The organism is Mucilaginibacter sp. P2_A5, assembly GCF_056404995.1.
This window is the reverse complement of the sequence record NZ_JBFUCY010000014.1, coordinates 60954-82918: the sequence shown is the minus strand read 5'-3', so window position 1 is coordinate 82918 and position 21965 is coordinate 60954. Positions and strand designations below refer to the sequence as shown.

Sequence of the window (21965 nt, the reverse complement as noted above, 5' to 3'; positions counted from 1 at the left end):
TCGGATTTAAAATTCAAGCAAAGTGGCTTTACTTTGCAGGCTGCTGCATCGGCACAAGTTTATTATAGGTATCCACAAGGACTACCTCTTTATCCTGTACCGCATAATATTCCGTACCCAGGCTTAGCCCATTATCTGTACGTTCCAATATTACCTTGACAAAACCATGCCGGGTATCGCATGAATACACCAAGTCGGCTCCATTCAGAACTTCGCTTCCGGCGCTAAAACGCTCGTCATCGATATGGGCCACAGGATGCAGTTCGTCAAAACCACCTGCGCCGGCTACTATGTATGGCACGGTGATGCCATTTGGATAACGCTTGCTGATACGTTGGTAATTGTGCACGTGCCCGCTAAGTACCATATCGGGCCAAATATTGGTTTCGCCAAAAGCTCCTTCCAGGAATTCGATCATGGGCAAGCTGGAACCATGATTAACATCGGCCGAGTATGGCGCGTGATGGATACAAACCAGCAATGCCTTTTCTGGATGGTTTTGCACCGATGACTTTAATTCCTGCAGGAACCACTCCTGCTGCTCGGGCGTTATTACGCCATATTTGGGCACATTGCTGTGCAAGCCAATGATCGTGGCAAGCGGCGTATCCAACGTCCAGTAAATATTGGGTTGAACCATGCTTTTCCGTGGGCTGTCGCCGGCAAATGGTATTGCCCGTTGTTGGGTATTGCAAAAAACAGCAGCAAAGGCATTCAAACTTTGGTATGGCTTATCGACATTGGGGTTTATGTCACTGTCGTGATTGCCGGCTATGGCAAATACGGGGCCGGGGTAATTGTTATAGGGATCAAAAAACTGACTCTTGTAATATTTTTCTTCGCCATGGCTATACACTACATCGCCTAGGTGATACAGGAACGAAGGCCTGTTTGCTGCCACCGAGGTTTGATACTGTGAGGTCATGGCATTGGGTACCCTCTTCTGAAAATCAGGGTCGCGAAAGCCACCGGTATCGCCCACTACATGAAATACCATGCGGTTATCGTTTATATCGGGCAATATGTCGTTAACATTTAAATGGTATGGGTACTTTCCCGGCGGCGGCGGCAAAAACTTATAGGTATCGTCGGGCTGATCTTTTTTAAAAACGGGGGTGGTATATTTAGGGGATATTGTCATTTAGCGTTAATCATCGAAAGATCAAACATACCAAACAAATATAAATTGAAGGTGAACAAAAGTTTAAGTAGCCGCCACTAACGGTTTGCTGTGCCGAATTATTCGTGCAGCACAAGGATAGCTTTAACTGATTTATTTATTACCTGGTTTACTGTACTTCGTGTAAATAACCGGTAAACAATATTATGATGATGTTTAACCAGGCAAAGGATATCGGTTTCGTGCGTTTGTACAAAATCAACAATGCCATTTATAGCGCTGCTGTTATTAATATAGTTAAAATCAAGTTCGGCATTTTTTATCAGGCTGCTTAATTTGGCTTCCCCTATTTTGATATGTTTATCGTCGGGCTTATCGGCTACATATAACACCTGCATTTTTGCCGATGCAAATGCCTCCACCATCTCGTTCAAAGCGTTTACATCGTCGGCAGACAATCGGGTTTCAAAATCTGTAGCCAACGTAATCACCGGCACCCTGGAGAACTTGCTTTCCAGCGGAATGATTAAGGTAGGCGTTTTCACCTTGCTTACCATCATACTTGCATTACTACCCACAATGCCCGCGATACCTGTTGCGCCGGTTATACCCATCACTAAAAGCTCCACCGGGTTTCCATCTACATAACGGGTTATTACATTTTTTAAAAAACCTACATCGCAAAGGGTACTAACCTTAACCGAGGCATAAACATCCTGCCGGGTAAATTCGGCCACCCATTCTTTTAAGGCCTCCCTTTTGTTGTTATAATAGTCTTCAATAAAAATAGCGTTGTAGGTGCTGTTGTTAATGCCCTCGGTAGGATGTATGGCATGTATAACGCAAACATCCCTGTTTAGTACGGTGGCCAGCTCCATAGCGTAGGCCATTGCGTTGGCAGCGCTTTTTGAAAAATCGGAAGCAACAAGAATCTGTTTCATTTTTGGCCTTTTAAATAAACAAATGGAAAAACATGAATAATAAAGATGCTAAAATTATTGCTACCGGTAAAGTGAGCACCCAGGCCATCGCAATATTTTTTATGGTTTTATTATTGAGATTGCCTTTACCGCCCGAAGCAACCATAGCACCGGCAATGCCGCTTGAAAGCACGTGTGTAGTACTTACCGGCAAACCAAATGCCGTACTAAGGCCAATGGTTGATGCCGCAACAATTTCGGACGTGGCGCCCTGCGCATAACTTAAATGTTCGTTGCCAATTTTTTCGCCAATGGTAACTACAATCCTCTTCCAGCCAATCATGGTACCCAGCCCAAGCGATACGGAAATTATGGCGATAACCCAAACCGGCGCAAAATCTGTTACATGTTCCAGCTCATCGGATGCCGATGTAAGCATATCACGATCATTTGCCGGCAATTTTATCTTATTATCTTTAAGCACCGTTCGGATTGCCTTTACAGTTCCCTCTACCTGTTTACGGTAACGGTAAGTTTTGGCAACATCGGTTTCATTTTTTTCGGCCAGCGAGGCTTTTGCCTGCCCAATTATAGTTGCCAGTCTTATAAATTCACTATTGGGGGCTTTGTTTGCGGTGGTGTTTTTAGCTATCACGAGACTGGCCTGGTTAAACGCCGCCAAAACTTTATCATTACTTATATTATGATTAACGGCAAACCGGGCAGGTAAAAAGGCTATCAGGATAAGCATAAATAAACCAACACCTTTTTGCCCGTCGTTACTGCCATGAAAAAAGCTAACCAGGGTACAGGTGGTGATGAGTAAAAGCCTGATTAAAATTGGCGGCCTGTCATTTTCGCCGGTCGGGATATGAAACAGGGCATGTGATTTAGTCACATGCTTTAAAAACAACATAAGCAGGGCCGCGCCGCCAAAACCAACAATGGGCGATAGAATAAGCGACAGACCTATCTCTTCGGCTTTGCTCCAGTTTACGCCGGGACCGTGGTAATACCAGGTAAAGGCCAGGCCCGCACCAATCATGGCGCCAATCATGGTATGCGAACTGGAACACGGAATACCAAGATACCAGGTGCCCAGGTTCCAGATGATGGAGGCAAGCAACACCGATAATACCAGGCAGGCGCCAACGCTTACAGGCAAAGTCATCAAAGCATCAAGCGGCACAAGTTTTAAAATACCCATGGCCACTGTTACGCCCCCCAGAAATACCCCTAAAAAATTCCATAAGCCCGACCACGGAATAGCATATGCCGGCTTCAAAGCCCTGGTATATATTACGGTAGCTACCGCGTTTGCAGTATCGTGAAAGCCATTCACAAACTCGAACCCGATAACAGCCAGGATGCAGACAATAAAGACAATCAGTAAATAACCATTTAAATTAACCTGGCCAATAAAAGGAAGTGTGGCTGCAAGTATTGAAATATGCATATCAAATTATGTTTGTGCCCCGGCAGGCTTATTTAGCCTTTCTAACCCGCTCTCAAATAACAGCTTCAAACATTGCTTTAATACCAATTCATGGTTAATTATTTGTTATTTAATTGTTTATGATTTCTAACAATATCAGCATTAAACACCTATAGCTTTATCAGCTTACCATTATACACCACATGGCCGGCTAAAGAAATTACATATACATAAATACCCGGATTAAGGTTCACCGCGACCGTATTTTGCAGATTGTTGAGCGTTTGCGTTATGCTGAGTTTGCCGCTGGCATCATATAATTTAAAGTCGTAATTGTTGATATCGCCGCTTAAAATGGTAAATTGTTTATCAACAGGGTTTGGGTACACGGCAAACTGCTTGTTTTGCAACACAACGGCTTCAACGGTATCGGTATAAATAACCTGGTTATCGGTAGTGATCAGTTTGGCCCGGTAATACTGTACCTGTTTGGGTGCCGCATCCGTAAACTGGTAACTAAGCTGGTTTGTAATTACCGGCGAAGCACCGATTGACCTAAACGAGGCAGGGCCTGTCATTTTTTCCCAGGTAATGGATTTTAGGTTCACGGTACTGCCCAGGTAAAGATCTAATAAAACTTTATTGCCCGTTACATTTGCCAGCAATGTTTTCACATAACAACCCACTCCTTGCGTGGTAACATCAATGGTATAGCTTTTTAAGCCCTCAAAACCATTGCCCATAGCGCTCACGGCAAAATATTTGGAGGTTTGTTGTTGTGCCGGAATAATGAGCATGGTATCTGTTGTTGTGGCCAGTTTTTGTAAAAGGTTGTCTTTAATGGTGTAAACCACGTAGCTCGTACTTCCTTGCTGTGGCATCCAATGTAACAAAGTGCCCTGGGTGCAGTTGTAGCCCACTTTTAGTCCTATCGGAGCCGAAATATTAAATTCGGCACTTAAAAATGAGCTGTTGCCGATATCCATTTTTAAGATGGCAGTGCCAAATACCCCGGGCGTCTGCCAATCATAAAAATTATTTTTTATGGTTACGTTGTTAAGGGCTTGCCATGTTAAACCATGATCGTAGCTTACACTGAGTTTGCCCTGTGCTGCACCGAACGAGCTTTGCCAGCGCAGGTAATTATCATCGGCGGCAAAAAGCTGGTCGGCAGCTGCCGGATAAATCCATTCAAACTTATTTGCCTGGGCTGCCTGGTACGCCATGTAAAATTTTTGCGGCCCTGATGGCACTTTGCGGCCTTTTACGTATATGGTGTAGCTGCCGGCAGCCGGGTTTGCAATAACCACCTGCTCCGTATTGTTTAACGTATCTGTAAGCCTTTGCGCGGGCTTGTGCAACGAATCGAGCGAAGGGAAGTTACTTAACGTCCAGGGTAAAATAGTTTTTCCATCGGGCGTTGAAATTGATAGGTCGAGGTCGTTAATCAGCGCCTCGGGCGCGTTTAACGGGGCGGCCGGGTCTGTCCAGGCTATTGATACCTTCAATTCTTTTGAACCCGGGGATACATCTATCCTAAAATCACTTTGCGCTCCCTCAGCTACCACCCCACTGTTAAACCTGTTTTCCTGTAAGGTACGCATCGCTTCCAGGCCATTTAACTTGCCATAACCGGTTTTAAAATCGACGTAGGAGTTGCCAATATCATCGGCCGAATTGATCAGCAACGCCTTTACTAAAGCAACCGGGGGCAAATTCATATGCGTTTGTTTATAAGCCTGCTGTAATAAAGCAATAGCGCCCGAAGCCAGGGCCGCGGCTCCTGATGTTCCGTCCTCGCCATCGGCAACCAGCTCGGGCTTTACGCGTCCATCATAAGCTGGCCCACCAGAGCTTAAATCTTCGGGGATATTTGTACGGCCTGTACCGCCTATCACCAACACGTTTTTTGCCTGCTTAAAATCGCCCGATAAATTGGCTACGCCCGGTAAACCGTTATAAACGCCTGTAGCCGGTGCGGTAAGCCCAACATTGCCCGACGAAAACACATGTACAATGCTGTCATTTGCTGATACCTGCTCATCATACGCTACGGTTTCGGCTCCGTAATAATTTTCAATGCCGGTACCATAGGAGTGGTTTTGGAGGCCTATATCGAACGTTTTAAAAACAGTGGTGCTATCAGGAAACAGGTTGATGAAATCGGCAGATGTAAAACGCACCTTAGGCGCGGCGCCAAGCCCTTTTATAAACGAGTTTGCATTACCGCCAATAAGGGTGGCCATGGTAGTAGCATGCCCGGAAGTTGTAGCTGATGCCGGAAAAGATTCAAACGTGCGGCCAAGCAGATCCAAATCGTTATCATACCTGCTCTCCTTAACACTTACATTGATGCCCTGCCCGTTGATGTCCGGGTAATTGCTCCGTATCGCGCTAATGGTATTTGCACCCAAATCAATATCGCTGATTGCCAATTCGGCGTGTGCCTTGCGGGTATTATCTGCAAAAACAACATAGGGTTGCTGTAATAATTCATTTAACTTATTAATGGGGATATTGACTGTTGCCCTATTGCCGTTTGTGGCTGTTATTTCGCCATATTTTTTTACCTCACCCTGCGCGGTGGTATTATTCAGGGTAATATCAACGGTAATCGTTTTACTGCTGTTAGGATGCTTTTGGGTGACCAGGGCAAGATTATCTGATGCCTTCCACAGGGAGTTTGCGGGGGCTATTATTTCAAAATCTGCATTCTGGGGGATGGGTTTGTTTGATGCTACAATATAATAATTGTATGAAAGTCTTTTTATAACGCGCGCATTCGCGGAGGGCGTAAATGGCCGTTTATTGATCTTAACAACATAAAAATTAACAGAGTCGGCTAATGCAGGTTTATTTGTTGCCGAATAAAGATCTTTGATCATTTTGTCGCCCGTTGTTTGCTGCGACCAGGAGTACTCAAAACAAAGCAAAAAAACAAAAGGCAGTAATTTTTTAACCATGCTTTAAGATTAATAAAAATAAGGGAGAGCACCGCCCTCCCTTATTAATAGTAGTAAATAATATAATACCCGATAGTATTACAAATGTTTAGTATAAATAATTTAAGGCTATCACATCATTCGGATTAAAAGTACGGTCGGTACCCGATGAGCAAGCCAGCATCCATGATCCGGCATCTGCCTTGGTAGGGGTGCCCGGGATGTTGATGGCGCCAATACCTGCGCTGCCTTCATTAACATGTCTGCCGCCGCAGCTAAACGCACGGTTCATATAATCGGTATGGCGGAAACCGATGCAATGGCCTATCTCATGCTGCAAAACCGAGGTTAAATAATTTACATCGGGATTGGTACCGTAAGCCTGAGCATTGGTGTTCATTTGAATTTGGCTATAAGGATCGCCGGCTGACGTTGGGAACCCGGACGAACCCAGGGTAATGTAACCACCGCTTGGCCCTTCGTTAAAGCCAATTACCTGGATATTACCGCCGCTGCTTACCACCTGGAATTGGATAGTAAGGCCTAACGCATTGTAACGCGCCACCGCATTGCTTGTTGCTGTAGCATAAACAGTTGGCAGGTTTGATACCGAAACAGTAATTGTCCTGGGCAGGCTTTTAACCAGGTTGGTGGTCCGGTACTGCTCGTTTTCGGCAATCCTTAAATTGGGGCTGGTGCTTGCTTCTGATAAGTTGGCCGAAGTTAAAAGAATATCCCCCTCTACCAGGTAATTATCGCCCTGCTTTCTAACTTCGTCGGTGCTAAAGCCCAGGTCACTTATCTTTTTTAATACATCAGCCGAAACAGCTGTGGTTTGCTTTGCCGGCTGGCTGTTGTTTTTAGTACAAGAAAATAGAACGGACGCAGCAACAATGGCACCAAGGCCAATTGTTAGTAATACTTTGTTTTTCATGTGTGCTTTTCGTGTTAAGTTATGTTTGTAAGGTTTTCCTAAAAACTACAATTGGCTGGCCAGCATTGAAATAATATAACTTATCGGGTAATTATATTATTCGGTTAATTGTATACAATTACAATTTTAATTTTTAGTTAAGCGTAAATTAATTTTTATTTTTCTAAAAAACAAAAAATGACAATTAATTTTTTTTCCGCATTAAACATATAACCCTTTGGTTATTTGTGAATTTGCTATTACTTTTCATTAACAAACGCGCAACCGGAAGCAAATAGCGGGTTTAGTAATACCCTAAGGAGGGGCGTTCTGCAAAAAGAAGTCTTGATAGGATACTATGTTCAGGAATGTATATAAGTTAAAAAGAGGCTGATTATGGCCTCTTTTTTAATGTGATCTTTCAGTTGTTTTTCCTGGATTTGGCCAATCGCAGAAAAATTATCGGCCTCTCAATTAACTACTCGTTTTTTGAGTTATATTTTTAATCACTTCATCCAATTCATTTGCCGACGAGGCCAGGTATTCCAATACCTTTTCTCTTTCGGGATCATCGGGGGCCATGTTTTTTATGATAGGGATTAAGCCCATTATCCGCACAAGCGGAGCCCGGATAATGTGCGATTGGATCCATGATATTTCTTTGAGTTTTGTGTTTTGCTTTTCAATTTCAATGATATGTTTCAGCTGGTCGGTAATATCATGTGCAATAATCAGTTTGGCTTTTTTGCCCCTATAATCCATGCTGTTACTTTGAATATCAACCTGGATAAGCTCGCCACTCTTCTTTTTATGAGTGAAAGTCCCTCTATTGATCAACAAATTAGGCTCAACCGGCTCATTTACAATTTTTTCTACTTTCGCAGCGTCCTCCTGCGGTCTGATGTCCTTTATTGTCATCGACAAAAATTCATCCCGGCTATACCCATATTTTTTTATAGCCGCGGCATTTACATCTAAAAAGCGTAAGGTTTCTATATCCACAACCCATTTGGGCAAGGGGCTTAAATCAAATAAATCGCTATACCTTTTTTCAGATTCAAGTAGTAAGAGGTCTGATATTTTGCGTTCGGTAATGTCTTTAAAAAAAACCGAGAGGCCGTCATCTGCCGGGTAGGCACTAATGTCATACCATTTTTCCAGTGGCGTAAAATAATCTTCAAAATGAGTATATTGTTTCGAAGCCATTGCTTCGTGGTACCTTTTATATGATTCTGAATTTATCGAGCCTTCAAATACCTCCCATAAATTCTTTCCTAAAATGGTATGCCGGGGCGTTTTCAGTACTTTTTCGGCTGTATTGTTCCAGTAAGTAACAATCCAATCGTGGGTTACAGCAAAAAAAGCATCACCTATGCTTTCCAGTATCCTGTTCTTTTCTTCAGATAATTGTCTTCGCTCCAGCGAAAATTGCACCTCCTTTTGCATCTCTGCCATTTGTATGCTCTGATTAACTTGCAATTCGTTATACTTTTTTAGTTGAAATGCCCAAAGCGCGCAAATAAATGAGATAACCGCGGCCAAAACTATATGTATCACGAATGTGCGGAGGTCAAAATAGCTGAGTTGGGTAAAGTATATGCCCGCCACGCCGGCATCTTGAAGATAGCTGAATAGCGCGTGGTGGATAACAATCACCACAAGTATCGGAATTTGAAGCTTCCAGTTTTGATAAGTGATCATGGCAGTACACCCTATGAAAGCAAAAAAATGCATTTCAAACATTCCGTGCATCTGGTAAATGAATTGGGCCATAAATAAACCAAACACGGCACTTAAAACATATTGGTATAATGTTGAACCCCGCAAAAGTAATTTTGTAGAATAGTAGGCTATTAAGCAAATACCTCCTACCCCAAACGCAATAAGCCAGGTACTATAAAACGTTGCCCAAAAAAGGCCTACTATAAAATAGGCGACCAAAAAATAATTCATTATTCTATCCGACCGCTCTTTTACACCAAAAAGGAGAGCATTGGGCTGATGTGATAATGAAGCTTGGTTGTACATACTTTAAATAATCATTTATTGCAATTGGGTAACTGGCAGCCATATGCCCTAAGCGCAAGGTCGCTAAAAGCCAGTTTAGGTTGTGCCGCTAATAAACCCGTTATAGCAATTTTTGCATAATTTGTTTTTTCATCGGTACAATACCTGCTTCGGTTATAGTTGCCGCGGTAGTATAACTCGTGGCGCGGGTTCAGCAGCGCAACTTGGGGTGTTGAATATACGCCACAGGCCTTTGCAATATACGGATCGAATATCACCGGAATAGTTAAATCAAATTTATCCTGGATTTGTTTGGCTGTATAATAGTCGTTATTTAATACTACCACTACAAAATGTACCTGGCGGCCGTATTGGTTTACCAGCGATTTGAAATTGGCTATGTTGAACCTCGAACACGGGCAATCCGGGTTAAAAAAGTGAAAGAAAACAGGCTGTTTTTCATTTTTTAACTTCCCGTTTAAACTGATAAGCTGCCCCTGGTAAACCGGTTTATAGTTTTTGGGGATAGGGGTTGGTAATTGATAAATTAATTGGTTATACCAAAATAAAGCCCCAACAGCGCCAAGTAAAAAAAATAGCCAAATACCCACCACGAGCTTTTTCATCCTGTTTTTTACGTAATGATACTTCAAAAGTTACTTATTATAATCATATTATGAAGAAAAGGAATTAATTGCCCTTACCCGGAATTTTTTTTATAAATAAAAATGTAAACAGATTTTTTTCTTATCATTACGGATGCGATTTTATCTGGGAACCCTTACCCTTTTATTTTTCCTTATTTCGGCTAATAGCCCGGCCGACGCGCGCCGTGCAGTCCGTAAAAAACATAAAGTGGCTAAATCTGCAAAAAGACATCTGCATTACACCGCTTACACCAGGCCGGTTATTGATACAGCCATCTCAACCGGCTGCGCCAGCCCCGAAGAATTAATAGCTTTTGCAAAATCGCTGCAAGGCATCCCTTACAGGTTTGGTTCAACCAATCCCGAAAAAGGTTTTGACTGCTCCGGCTTTGTTAACTACGTATTCAATCATTTCGGCATTTCTATCCCCAGGAGCTCGGTTGACTTTACCGGCGTTCAGGGCGGGGTAGATTTAAAGGATGCCAAATTTGGCGACCTGATATTATTTACCGGCACCAAAAAACATACCCGCCGGGCCGGCCATATCGGCATCATTATATCGATGCCCGGTGAGCCTGTTACCTTTATCCATTCCACATCGGGCGAGGCAAACGGCGTAACCCTTACAACTATGAACGACTACTACATGGGGCGTTATATGCGCACCATACGGGTATTTTCGGATAATAACCAGGCCAATATGTACCCCGAAATGGCCGCACGTTAATAAGCCTGCGGCTGTTGCCATAGCAGGCACCCCTTTATTACTTCATCTCCAATATTTAACTACCTTAAAACGAGCAACATATTGGATACTTGCATTTATTCTTCCAACATTCGGGGGCCAATGCCAAAACTTATCATACATTTGCAACCCATCAAAACAGTGCGGGATGGAGCAGTTGGTAGCTCGTCGGGCTCATAACCCGAAGGTCGTAGGTTCGAGTCCTGCTCCCGCTACATTTAAGTCGAAAGCCTCAAGTCGGAAGATTTGAGGCTTTTTTAATCTCCAGCTAACTGTTAAGCAAGAACCGGCTGAATAAACTGATAATAAAAAATCCGCCCCCGTTGGCACGGGAATCAAAAATGGCGGCTTCCCAACAAATTAAATCCGTACTTTTACCCCATGGCAAAAGTTATATCATTTGAGAACAATCCTTACCAGGAAAACACTTACATTTTATATGACGAAACCGGCGAATGCGTAATTATTGATCCGGGAATGTATACCGCTACCGAGCAAAATGCAGTAGTAAATTTTATAAAGGATAATAATTTAAAACCGGTTTTACTGCTGAATACCCATTGCCATATTGACCATGTACTGGGTAATAAATTTGTATTTGATAAATACGGCCTTAAACCTCAATTTCACAGGGGCGAGTTGCCGGTATTAACAGCAGTAGTATCATATGCCCCGCAAATGGGTATCAGGTATGAGGTATCGCCACTGCCGGATGAATACCTGCCCGAAACAGGCAACGTAAAGTTTGGTAATACTGCTTTAGAGCTCATTTTCGCCCCCGGCCATTCGCCGGCCTCGCTGTGTTTTTATGATAAAGCTGCCAATATTTTAATTGGCGGCGATGTATTGTTCAGGCGAAGCATTGGCCGTACCGATTTACCCGGCGGTAATTTTAACCAACTGATAGATAATATCGAAAACAAATTGTTCGCCCTGCCCGATGATTGTACCGTTTATCCCGGCCACGGCCCCGAAACAACTATCGGTTACGAAAAACAAAACAATCCTTTTTTGACTTAGCACATTGGGGAGGTTATACGTTGGACGTTTTACGTTATACGTCGCTGAAAGAAAATTAACAATTAACTAATCAAAAAAACGTATAACTTTTTTGACTTAGCAATTGGGGAGGTTATACGTTGGATGTTTTATGTTATACGTGACCGAAAAGAAAAATCGAGCACTAATCAATAAACGTATAACTTACCACGTAAAACATACAACATTATAAACATTCAACTAATCAAAAAAACGTATAACTTACCACGTAAAACGTACAACCTAAATTGAACACCTCGGTATACATAGCTAAAAGATACTTGTTTTCGGGCAAGAAGATGCACGCCATCAATATCATTTCGGGCATATCCATGCTTGGGGTATTAATTGGCAGCGCAGCTTTAATTATTATTTTATCGGTGTTTAACGGGTTCGAGAAAGTGATCCTGTCGCTTTATAGCAATTTTACACCGGAGATTAAGATAGAGACCCGCCTGGGTAAAACCTTTGATCCTAATACGCCTTATTTTACCTCGCTGCATAAAGACCCGCAATTGTTTTCGTTCACCCAGGTGCTACAGGAAAAAGCACTGATAAAATATGGAGATAAACCATTTTTGGGGACGGTTAAAGGCGTAAGCGACGATTTTTTAAAAAATAAACAACTGGATAGCACGGTTCAAAACGGCTCCTTTACCCTAAAAAGCGAGGGACGAAATTTCGCGGTTATCGGGTCGACCATCCAGGGCAGCCTGGGCATCAATGTACATGACGAATTATTGCCGATACAAATATATTCGCCCAGCCGCACCACCGTAAACTCGGCGAACCCGCTTGACGAGTTCAGGGTGCGCTCTATAAACGTATCGGGCGTGTTTGGTATTCAGCAGGATTTTGACGATATCGTGGTAACCCCCATCGAGTTTGCGCGCGATTTACTCGATCAGCCTAAAGAAGTGAGCTCATTGGAACTTACTTATAAAAAAGGGACCAACCTTACATCGGTGCAAAACAAAATAATTGATGCCATCGGAAAAAACTTCACGGTAAAAAATCGCAAAGAGCAAAACACCGAGCTTTATAAAACCCTGAACTATGAGCGCTGGAGCATTTTTATGATATTGACTTTTGTGCTTATTATTGCAATATTCAATATCATTGGTTCGTTAACCATGCTGGTTATGGACAAGCGCGCAGATATTGCCATTTTAAGCAGCCTGGGAGCCAATAAAATGTTAATACAGGGCATTTTCTTTTTCGAGGGCATGATGATATCTGTATTTGGCTGCATTGTTGGCATTGCCCTGGGCCTTGGCTTTTGCCTGTTGCAACAGCACTATGGTTTAATAAAAATGGGGGCTATGTTAACAGTGCTGGATGCTTACCCAGTGGACCTGGAAATAGCCGATTTTGGGTTGGTTTTTTTAACCGTTGGCGCAATTTCTGTAATTGCATCAGGAATAAGTGCACGATTAAGCATCAAAGGATTGGACGAAATCAAACAGGATTTGTAAATTTGTTATATGAGGATAAGCTATTTTAGGTATTGCGCCTTTTTATTTATTTTTTTTATAGCGGCATCCTCCTGTAACAGGAAACCGGATAAAACAGATAAGCCCATTGTTTATAAAGGTTTATATAGTTTTGGCCCCGAGATAAAATCATTTAAGGATTGCGATAACGGCCAGGAGTTTTGGGTTACCGATAGTTCGGCACGGCTGGAATTACAATATTCTCAAATGAATTTCGAAAAACCTTATGAGCCTGTATATGTTGAGGTAGAGGGTGTAAAATTAAAATCGGGCAAAGAGGGCATGGGCTCGGAGTATGACAGCACCCTCGTGGTAAAAAAAGTAGTAAAAATAACAAAAGAGATCCCACAGGATATGTGTAATTAGTTTTAAGTCCAAAGTCTTAAGCCCAAAGTCAGAAAGAAAAATCTAACTTTTCTGCTTTGGACTTTAGACTAAAGACTTCCGACTTCATAAAGGGAACCAAATAAATAAACATCTGCCTCAATTGGCGTTAACTAATCATCATGGAATCAAAACGTCAGCAAAAATTTGCAGGGGTAATACAGGAAGACCTGGCCGCCATTTTTCAGCGCGAAGGCATGAACTATTTGCCTAATACCCTGGTAACCATAACCAAAGTACGTGTTACCCCCGATTTGGCCATTGCCCGAATATTTTTAAGCTTTTTTGGCAACACCAATTTGCAGCTGGCCTTGCAAACCATCAAGCTGCACGCCTCCGAAATTCGTTACAAACTGGGTGCCCGTATTAAAGACCAGGTAAGGATTATCCCCCAGCTGGAGTTTTTTGTAGATGATACCAGCGAATATGTAGAGCGTATGGATAAAATCTTCGACAAAATAAGCAAGGAAGAGCGCCAGCCCGATACCGAATAGTTGATATAGATGGACCGGCACCAACAGCTGAAAACTTATTTACAAAACAACCCCGGTGCCATTGGCAAAGTGGTTGACTACGATGCCGGCACCGACCGGCTTTTTCCGTTGGATTTTACCGCCGCAAATACCGAATTGAGTACCGAGGTTATTGCCGATACCCAACGGTTTACCAGTTGGGTAAGCGATAAGCTAAAGGCCAATAATTGCCGCTACGGCGTTGGCGGCTACATGGAGCACCGCACTATTTACGCTGTAAGCGCTCATTTTGATACAGAAGATGAACCCCGGCGCCTGCATTTGGGTGTTGATATTTGGGGGCCTGCGTATATGCCCATTTATACACCGCTCGATGGCAAAGTGCATAGTTTCCAGGATAACAATAACCAGGGCGATTATGGGCCATGCATCATACTGCAACATAACCTGCAGGGTTTAACGCTGTATAGTCTTTACGGCCACCTGAGCCGGAAAAGTTTGCAGGGATTGACTGTTGATATGCCGGTAAAAAAAGATCAGCAAATAGCCACACTTGGCAACAATACCGAAAACGGCCAATGGCCTCCACACCTGCATTTTCAGCTGATGTTTGATATGGAAGGTAAGTTTGGCGATTACCCGGGCGTATGCAAATACTCAGAGATGGAAAAGTATAGGGCTAATGTGCCAGATCCGGTGTTGGTGCTGGGGTTTTAATTCTTTTTAAACTTCAAGGGATGTTATTATCTTACTTCACAATCTCTTGATTTTTACAACTGCTAATTACCCCCGTTATCTACACACGCATCACCAAACATTCTTTATATCCCCAAACATTATTCCCGTTTTATTGTCGATATTTATACTATGATAAAGCACTTGCTCATCAGTGTAACGGCAATAGCAGCAGTATTCACCGCCGGTGCCCAGCCTGCTTTTAAAGGCGGGCAACGGGCATTGGACGATTTTTTGAAATCGAAAATAGTTTACCCGGAATATTCGAGCCGTAATTGTATTTCGGGTACGGTAAACGTGTCATTCCGGCTCGATAAACAAGGCCGGGTAACGGATGCCAAAGTACAGCAAGGCCCCGGTATCGACCTGGATGACGAAGCCCTGCGGGTTATCAAACTTACATCCGGGCTATGGACGCTGCCTGTGGGCTATAACCCCACAACCAACCTGATACAGCCCATCAGGTTTGATCCTGATCAAACGCTTTGCGGGCAATCGACCATAAAAGACATGCAGGCCGCAATTACTGATTATAAAAACCGGCAAGAACTTGAAAATGCTGTTACCAATTATTACATCAATAAATACCAGGGCAAGGCCGATCTATCCAAAGAGGCTACCATTATAGCCCTTAAAAAACAACTGGGCTTTGATGACGAGCTGATAGACGATATCCTTAGCAAGGCCAACGAGAAGTTAAAGCAAAATGACCTGGAAGGCGCCTGTACCGATTGGAATTTTATCCGTAACATAGGCAGCGATAAGGCCGACAGCTTTATCCAAAAATATTGCAACAAAAAGCCCTGATCAGCTTACCGACCAGGGCTTTTTGAGTTTGTTTGTGAAAACAGATGTCGCTGGCTAAATTGCCAGTTCAACCTCTCCAATGGCCAGCAGCATAAGGCGGCCCTGGTATTCAACCCACACATCGGCAAAGCCATTACCATCATAACCTAAAAATTTCATGATGGGGCTGCTAATGTTCAGATTTTTCCACCTTTTACCAATGTACTTAAGTAATTGACCTCGTTTTAGAGTGGTGTGCTTTGCCATAAGTTTGATTTTTAAGGGTGAAACAATAAACTAAGATAATTAACAATTGAGAAAATATTTAACCTTTAGAAAATAAAATTTCTTTTGTATCGGATTTATTACAACAACAAAACAATGGTGCCGATATTGATAAATGTTTACTTTTTGGTAAGCTGTTGTTGGCCAATAGCTTACCAATAAAAATGGTCTATTTGGTTTTATTATAACTTTTTGGATCAAGCGCCCCGGGCGACCAGGCTTTAAAAAACCCCAATATTTTGTCTTTACTATAGCCTTTGCCCTCTTCCAGGTATTCGGAGTTTTGGGTATGCAGGCGGTTGCCTTTATCATCCAATACTATAAATACCGGGAAACCAAAACGTTGCGGGTACCCCAGGTTTGTCATTACGGCATCGTTGGTGTTTTCCTGGCTGTAATTTACGTGTAAAACAACGTAGCTTTGGTTCATATAGGTATTAAGGGCACTATCAGCTGTTACCTGGTTATTAAATTTGATGCACCAGCTGCACCAGTTGCCCCCAATTTGCAGTAGTACATTTTTGTGCTGCTTAGCCGCCTGTTTAACGGCAGCCGTAATTTCGGCCCTGGCATCGGCAGTTGGGTTGTATATATGAGGTTTCTCCTGTGCCCTGGCACTTAAAGCAAATGCAAACACAAGGGCAATTAAAAACAGTTTTTTCATAGCGGGCATACATGCTTAGATAATTGGGTTTATAGTTTTATATAAGCAACCCAATTTACATAAAAACCGGCTGCTTATGCATGTTGTTTTAAAATTATTACACAAAAAGCATAAAAAACGCTTAAAAAAGGCACTTGTAAACACATTGTGGAAAACTCTGAAATTGAATGATAATTTAAGAATAATAAATTTGATATAACATACCCAAATTATATCTCTTTATTCCATTTACCCGTTGGGGGCTGATACGTGCAGACGCTTATTTAAACTTGAGTTTTTTCAGTTATAAATAGTTAATATGTGTGAAGCCCCTGCGTAAAGCGGGGCTTTTTTTTTGCGCAATTAAAGCTGTTAGGGATTGATATATTGAACTGCCCAGAAAGCACCTTTGTTACACTAATACATGGCATTCAAAACCCAGGTCGGCAAGTATTTGAATAATGGTTAGCGTACAAAATTTGCCTCCCTTGACCCGCAGTATACTATCACAATCATCCAGGTCGAAGTTTATTTCGGCAAAAGGCAAATAATGTTGCAGCACTACAATCAGCGCATTTGCGTGTGCCGGGTTTTTAACATTAGTTTTAAAAATTTCAAACATGTCCGTTTTTCTTGCGACGAAGCGATTAACATTAATTTTTACAAATTTCCTGGTGATGTTAAAGCGGCTGTTAACCGCATTCACAGTATCAAATTTGCATGATACCAGGCTGCTTTAATAACAAAAGATACCCGAAGCGGACAAAGTGACGCCGGAAGCGGAATAAGAAAGATAAAAGATGCAGATTAAGTTTACCGGAATAATCCGGAGCTGTTCAATATTAACAATGGGAAACCATAGCAAGGCGTTTATACATATCAGCCTTTTGCAAGCCAGCTAAGAAATTGGGGGGCCTTACCTTTACTTACAATTACCTTTTCGCCAAAAGGCACATTGAGGTTTATAGAAAGCTTTCGCGAAAAAAAATTAGATACATCTGTAATGGCTTTCCGGCAAACCAGGTATTGCCTGTTCGCCCTAAAAAAGTAGTTCCCCGAAATCCGTTCCAGTTCGTCGAGGTTTTTATTTGGATAAAACGTTTTCCCCGAGAATGTAAGCAAGTGGGTAATTTCATTGGCCAGGTAAAACATGGCTATATCATCCAGGTTAACCGGAATTATCTTGTCCTGGTGATAAACCAATACCGAGGCCGCTTTTTGTGTATCCTTGCCGGCCAGCATCTGAATCAGGGCCTCGTACTGTGGAGTCTGATCTGTAGAAAACAATTGTTTTAACCGCCCGTACTTTTGAAGGGCGTCGTTCAGCGTTTTGCTGGTAAAAGGTTTTAAGATATAATCTATTCCATTGGCTTTAAAAGCATCCAAGGCATATGCGTCATAGGCGGTACAAAAAATAACCGGTACTGACAGAAGCGCGGCGACAAAAATTTCAAAACTAAGCCCGTCGCCCAATTGAATGTCGCTAAAAATCAAGTCCGGCGCATCGGCGGTTTTGAAATATGCCAGACCTTCTTTGACCGATTTTATTTGTACAATATTCACGGGTTCATCCATCAGTTTCCTGATGTTCAGCTCCAGGTCTTCGGCAACCAGGCCTTCATCTTCAATGATTACGATGTTCATTCTTTAACAACTTTATAGTTACCGAAAACGAGTTCGGTTCTTCTTTAATAATAATATCATCTCCCGACCATATGTGGTATCTTTCGGCCAGGTTGGCCAGGCCATAATTGGTTGATGCAACTTTAATGTTTTTCACTTGCCGGTTATTACTGATAACCAACCAGTCATCCTGCTGACTAATGGTTACGCAAAGCGGATCTTCCCGGGTAAAATTGTTGTGCTTAATGGCATTCTCCAACAGTGGCTGTAGCGAAAACGATGGCAGGTAGTACCCTTTTAAGGTTTCTTCGGGCAGCGTAATGGTACAATTTAGCGCGGTTCCAAACCTTATCCGCTGCATTTCCAGGTAATCAAATAACAGGCTCACTTCATCTTCCAGTTTGGATACGTTTGATGTATGATGAAATATGGATGCCCTTAAAAAATTAGCCATATGCACAATATAAGTATCGGCAGTTTGCACATCTTTATGATACAAGGCCTTAAGGGTATTTAGCGCGTTGAACAGAAAATGAGGTTGTATCTGCTGTTTTAACAGCAGGTTGGTAGCCTCGGCATTGGCCGCCTTTAGCCTTGAAAGTTCCAGCTCGCTAGATAGTTTATGCTCGTATAGCAAAACCGAATCGTGTAAAAGCATAATCATTGTATTAATCACAATACCCGACCCAACAAAGGCAAAAAACAAACCAACATCCCAAAACGACCACTTTTTATGGGCCACATAAGCAAAAACGGGCCATAATGCCAGGTAAATAAATACGCTTACCGGGTAGGTTAACAAGCGGCGGTACAAAGTAAATTTTTTTGACCGTAACGGATATCGCACCAACAGAATGACCATAAGGCCGACATCGGCATAACCAACCAACAAAATACCCGACATGGTTAATAACGTATAAGGCAATACAGGCTCTGCAGAGCCGCTGCGGGAAATGATGAGGTAAAAGATAACGCCGATAATTACCGATAGTAACCAGCTTAAGCGATTTAAACGTTTTACGGGTAATTTTTCATGCATATAAGCAAATGTACCTAATAGATTGAATGTAAGTAAGGATGTTAAACCGAAGCGGGCAAAAGCACGCCCCAACTACTCCGATACCGGGCCGAAAAGGCAAATAACCGGCCAAAACCTTTAAGTTAAGCAGCCTTGCCGGCAACTTCAAAACTATCGCCCATCAAAGTTACCACAGCGCGGTTTTCGCTAACCAATTTATATGATTGTTTACCATTCATAAAACCGTCACCCTAATAAAAGCACGTTTATTCAAACTATTGAACATAACCTTCAGGCGCAATTATGCCCGTTTCACTATGTTTTTGATAGCGCCTGGTTAACCCGGCCGGTACATTCGCCTTCAATTAATGTTAAAATTAAATTTTTACAACTATGAAAAAAACAACTGTATTTAGCATCAACATGCTTATTGGCCTGCTGTTTATCTCCCTTGCTTCTTATATACAAGCCCCGGAAACACAGGTTAAAATTACCGGGATCAGATCTGCCGGGGGCAAAATCATTCTTAATGTTTTTAAAGATAATGAAAGCTACGGCAAGGAACAGCCTTACAAAAAGATCACATTTGATAAGAAAGCGATTAATAACGGTACACTAACGGTAATGGTTAACCTGGAGCCGGGCACGTATGGCATAACCCTTATCGACGACGAAAATGAAAACGGAAAAATTGACAAAAATTTAATAAGAATGCCCAAAGAAGGTTTCGGTTTTTCCAACTTTTTTATGGAAAAGCTTAAAAAGCCGGCATTCGATGATTTTAAGGTCGATTTAAAATCAACGGCCAAAATCGACATCAGGGTAAAATATATGTAAACCCGCCCGGGGAAGCCTCAATAAAAAGAAACTATCACCCTATATGAAAAATACATTTAAAATCAACCTCAATAAAAACAACATGAAAACATCAGCAATTTATAGCAAACTATTAACCGGTATAGCAATGCTCACCACAGCCATATCTTTTTCATCCTGCGAAAAAAACACAATCGACCCTTCAGGACAATTCAATATCAAAGTAGTTAACGCGGCGTCAACTTCGGGGCCACAAAGTTTTACAATTGCTAATTCGGTACTGGTAAGCGGCGGACTTGAATATACCAATGCCTCTCCTTATATCACTACCGCTTCAGGCAAAAGGCTGGTTATGGAATTCAAAGATGAAGGGGCGACCAATGTTTATGCGTCCGGCGAACTTTATACAACAAACGGCGTAAGTTTTACAGTGTACATGGCAGGCAAAGGATCATCGGCCCGGGTTAAATCTTTTGAAGATGACCTGGCAACGCCTAATAATAGCAAGGTAAAAATCAAATTTATCCACTTAAGCGATAACGCGCCTTCGGATATCAATATCAAAGATGCATCAGGCGACGATCTGGTAACCAATATCAGCAGGAATATTGCAAGCGGTTACAAATATGTTGATCCGGGAACGCTATCGGTACAGCTATATGGCACGGCCTCCAGGAAAAATATCGGCAACTTTAATGTGGCCGACCTGCAGGCGGGTAAAATATATTCCCTGTTCTTCAGTGATGCAAGCGACGGCAGCCTTAGTTTAAATAAGGTGCTGCACAATTAATACGCTTGTTTATTTATTGTGAAAGGCCGGCTTGTGATCACAAGCCGGCCTTTTTTTGGCAAGTTGTTGGTGGGTTTGATATAAATCCACAGTATTATATATGGCTGAAATTACTATCAATCTTTATTGCTGAAAAGAAGGAAGAAATTTAAAAGCTAATTTCACCCAACGCATTATTGTTTAAATAACACTTAATTTTTATAATTTTAAAATAATAAAATACCATTTTGCACCTTAACCTCCCAAATAAAAAACGCATTATTACGGTATAACAATCAACCTGAAGCGGTTATTGTTGTTGTAAAAAAGGCTGGCTGTAATTTCTTTAATTTCAATAAAGGGTATTGATATAACAGGTTTTCTGTTAATTTATCAAAAAAGCAGTTGACGATTTTGTTTAACGCCGCTTTTCCGCACCAGCCATGCAGTTTTTCCAATTCCGTTAATCTGAAGTTCGTCTCATAGATATATGCATAAATTATTTTTTACAAAATTTTCTTTTAATTGTGACTTTGACAATAAATATTATATCTTAGCTTTTGATAGGCGCCTGTCTGTTGATTTTTAACCAGTTAAAACCATTTCATGAAAATCCTGAATGATGCTCAAATTATGGAGCTATTAGTAATGGGCAACAAGGAAGCCTTGGAACTGCTATTTAAAAAATACTACAAACTCCTTACTATATCGGCCTTTTATATTTTAAAGGATGAAATGGAAGCAGAGGATATGGTTCAGGCTTTTTTTGTCGACTTTTGGGAAAGACAGCTGTTTAACAATATCAATTCATCGCTAAAGGCTTATTTAACTACTGCTATCCGCAACCGTTGTTTAAAAGAAATTGAGAAAGAGGCAGTGAGACAAAAAAAACTAGCCGATTATCAATACACAATATCAGAAATAGAAGAAGAGCAGGAAGTTATATGCGGGGAAATTAATGTTGAAAAAATTCTGGCAGATTTATCTGTACAGCGGTTCCAGGCCGTAACTTTGGTACATTATCAAAACAAAAAGTATAAGGAAGCTGCCTATGAAATGGGTATCAGCGTCAATTCGTTAAAAACACACTTAAAGCTGGCCTTTAAAACCATGCGGGACGGGGTAAAAAACGTAAGGTAGTTCACCCTTTTATTCAAAATCTGGTCTTATATA

At 41.9% G+C, this 21965-nt stretch carries 22 protein-coding genes and 1 tRNA gene; 11 read left to right on the top strand and 12 right to left on the bottom strand.

Features of this window, described 5'->3' with window-relative positions; all coding sequences use genetic code 11:
* Window positions 1-28: 28 nt before the first annotated feature.
* The 7 genes from AC1DXF_RS13915 to AC1DXF_RS13885 form a co-directional block, all read right to left on the bottom strand.
* A complete protein-coding gene (locus tag AC1DXF_RS13915) occupies window positions 29-1141 on the bottom strand; it encodes a metallophosphoesterase family protein (protein WP_477449341.1) in 1113 nt (370 codons plus the stop codon).
* 98 nt (window positions 1142-1239) lie between these two features.
* Window positions 1240-2061 carry a universal stress protein gene (locus AC1DXF_RS13910; protein ID WP_477449340.1) on the bottom strand — a complete coding sequence of 274 codons (822 nt, stop codon included), beginning with the start codon at window positions 2059-2061 and terminating at the stop codon, window positions 1240-1242.
* 10 nt (window positions 2062-2071) lie between these two features.
* On the bottom strand, window positions 2072-3496 hold the full coding sequence (locus AC1DXF_RS13905) for an inorganic phosphate transporter (RefSeq protein ID WP_477449339.1): 1425 nt from the start codon (window positions 3494-3496) through the stop codon (window positions 2072-2074).
* Window positions 3497-3645: 149 nt separating this feature from the next.
* Complete coding sequence (locus tag AC1DXF_RS13900) at window positions 3646-6438, bottom strand: S8 family peptidase (RefSeq protein ID WP_477449338.1); 2793 nt, start codon at window positions 6436-6438, stop codon at window positions 3646-3648.
* A gap of 88 nt (window positions 6439-6526) precedes the next feature.
* The gene (locus AC1DXF_RS13895) at window positions 6527-7351 is read right to left on the bottom strand and encodes a M57 family metalloprotease (RefSeq protein ID WP_477449337.1); all 825 of its coding nucleotides are present in this window, start codon (window positions 7349-7351) and stop codon (window positions 6527-6529) included.
* Window positions 7352-7804: 453 nt separating this feature from the next.
* Window positions 7805-9358 carry a PAS domain-containing protein gene (locus tag AC1DXF_RS13890; RefSeq protein ID WP_477449336.1) on the bottom strand — a complete coding sequence of 518 codons (1554 nt, stop codon included), beginning with the start codon at window positions 9356-9358 and terminating at the stop codon, window positions 7805-7807.
* A gap of 11 nt (window positions 9359-9369) precedes the next feature.
* On the bottom strand, window positions 9370-9963 hold the full coding sequence (locus AC1DXF_RS13885; RefSeq protein WP_477449335.1) for a TlpA family protein disulfide reductase: 594 nt from the start codon (window positions 9961-9963) through the stop codon (window positions 9370-9372).
* Window positions 9964-10096: 133 nt separating this feature from the next.
* Between AC1DXF_RS13885 and AC1DXF_RS13880 the strand changes: the two genes are divergently transcribed.
* The 8 genes from AC1DXF_RS13880 to AC1DXF_RS13845 all read left to right on the top strand — a co-directional run bounded on the left by AC1DXF_RS13880 (window position 10097) and on the right by AC1DXF_RS13845 (window position 15659).
* Window positions 10097-10711 carry a C40 family peptidase gene (locus AC1DXF_RS13880; RefSeq protein ID WP_477449334.1) on the top strand — a complete coding sequence of 205 codons (615 nt, stop codon included), beginning with the start codon at window positions 10097-10099 and terminating at the stop codon, window positions 10709-10711.
* Window positions 10712-10871: 160 nt separating this feature from the next.
* Window positions 10872-10944: transfer RNA gene (locus AC1DXF_RS13875), tRNA-Met, on the top strand.
* 166 nt (window positions 10945-11110) lie between these two features.
* Window positions 11111-11749: an MBL fold metallo-hydrolase gene (locus tag AC1DXF_RS13870; protein ID WP_477449333.1), complete on the top strand. Its 639-nt coding sequence runs from the start codon at window positions 11111-11113 to the stop codon at window positions 11747-11749.
* 266 nt (window positions 11750-12015) lie between these two features.
* A complete protein-coding gene (locus AC1DXF_RS13865) occupies window positions 12016-13242 on the top strand; it encodes an ABC transporter permease (RefSeq protein ID WP_477449332.1) in 1227 nt (408 codons plus the stop codon).
* Window positions 13243-13251: 9 nt separating this feature from the next.
* Window positions 13252-13626, top strand: a complete 375-nt coding sequence (locus tag AC1DXF_RS13860; RefSeq protein ID WP_477449331.1) for a hypothetical protein — start codon at window positions 13252-13254, stop codon at window positions 13624-13626.
* 140 nt (window positions 13627-13766) lie between these two features.
* Window positions 13767-14138, top strand: a complete 372-nt coding sequence (rbfA, locus tag AC1DXF_RS13855) for a 30S ribosome-binding factor RbfA (protein WP_177183692.1) — start codon at window positions 13767-13769, stop codon at window positions 14136-14138.
* A 9-nt stretch (window positions 14139-14147) separates the two neighbouring features.
* Window positions 14148-14834, top strand: coding sequence for a peptidoglycan DD-metalloendopeptidase family protein (locus AC1DXF_RS13850; protein WP_477449330.1), 687 nt, complete (start codon window positions 14148-14150; stop codon window positions 14832-14834).
* 150 nt (window positions 14835-14984) lie between these two features.
* Window positions 14985-15659, top strand: coding sequence for an energy transducer TonB (locus AC1DXF_RS13845; RefSeq protein WP_477449329.1), 675 nt, complete (start codon window positions 14985-14987; stop codon window positions 15657-15659).
* 54 nt (window positions 15660-15713) lie between these two features.
* On the opposite strand, the gene AC1DXF_RS13840 is transcribed toward AC1DXF_RS13845, so the two are convergent.
* The 5 genes from AC1DXF_RS13840 to AC1DXF_RS13820 all read right to left on the bottom strand — a co-directional run bounded on the left by AC1DXF_RS13840 (window position 15714) and on the right by AC1DXF_RS13820 (window position 19228).
* Window positions 15714-15905, bottom strand: coding sequence for a hypothetical protein (locus tag AC1DXF_RS13840; protein WP_090640317.1), 192 nt, complete (start codon window positions 15903-15905; stop codon window positions 15714-15716).
* A 187-nt stretch (window positions 15906-16092) separates the two neighbouring features.
* A complete protein-coding gene (locus AC1DXF_RS13835) occupies window positions 16093-16587 on the bottom strand; it encodes a thioredoxin family protein (protein ID WP_477449328.1) in 495 nt (164 codons plus the stop codon).
* A gap of 391 nt (window positions 16588-16978) precedes the next feature.
* Window positions 16979-17188 carry a hypothetical protein gene (locus AC1DXF_RS13830; protein ID WP_477449327.1) on the bottom strand — a complete coding sequence of 70 codons (210 nt, stop codon included), beginning with the start codon at window positions 17186-17188 and terminating at the stop codon, window positions 16979-16981.
* Between the two features lie 257 nt (window positions 17189-17445).
* On the bottom strand, window positions 17446-18210 hold the full coding sequence (locus AC1DXF_RS13825) for a LytR/AlgR family response regulator transcription factor (protein ID WP_477449326.1): 765 nt from the start codon (window positions 18208-18210) through the stop codon (window positions 17446-17448).
* Window positions 18191-19228 carry a sensor histidine kinase gene (locus AC1DXF_RS13820; protein WP_477449325.1) on the bottom strand — a complete coding sequence of 346 codons (1038 nt, stop codon included), beginning with the start codon at window positions 19226-19228 and terminating at the stop codon, window positions 18191-18193. The genes AC1DXF_RS13825 and AC1DXF_RS13820 overlap by 20 nt, the downstream gene beginning before the upstream one ends.
* A 372-nt stretch (window positions 19229-19600) precedes the next feature.
* Between AC1DXF_RS13820 and AC1DXF_RS13815 the strand changes: the two genes are divergently transcribed.
* The 3 genes from AC1DXF_RS13815 (at window position 19601) to AC1DXF_RS13805 (ending at window position 21932) form a co-directional block, all read left to right on the top strand.
* The gene (locus AC1DXF_RS13815) at window positions 19601-20044 is read left to right on the top strand and encodes a DUF2141 domain-containing protein (RefSeq protein ID WP_477449324.1); all 444 of its coding nucleotides are present in this window, start codon (window positions 19601-19603) and stop codon (window positions 20042-20044) included.
* Window positions 20045-20087: 43 nt separating this feature from the next.
* Complete coding sequence (locus tag AC1DXF_RS13810) at window positions 20088-20813, top strand: DUF4397 domain-containing protein (protein ID WP_477449323.1); 726 nt, start codon at window positions 20088-20090, stop codon at window positions 20811-20813.
* A 585-nt stretch (window positions 20814-21398) separates the two neighbouring features.
* A complete protein-coding gene (locus tag AC1DXF_RS13805; protein WP_477449322.1) occupies window positions 21399-21932 on the top strand; it encodes an RNA polymerase sigma factor in 534 nt (177 codons plus the stop codon).
* The last annotated feature ends 33 nt before the right edge of the window (window positions 21933-21965 follow it).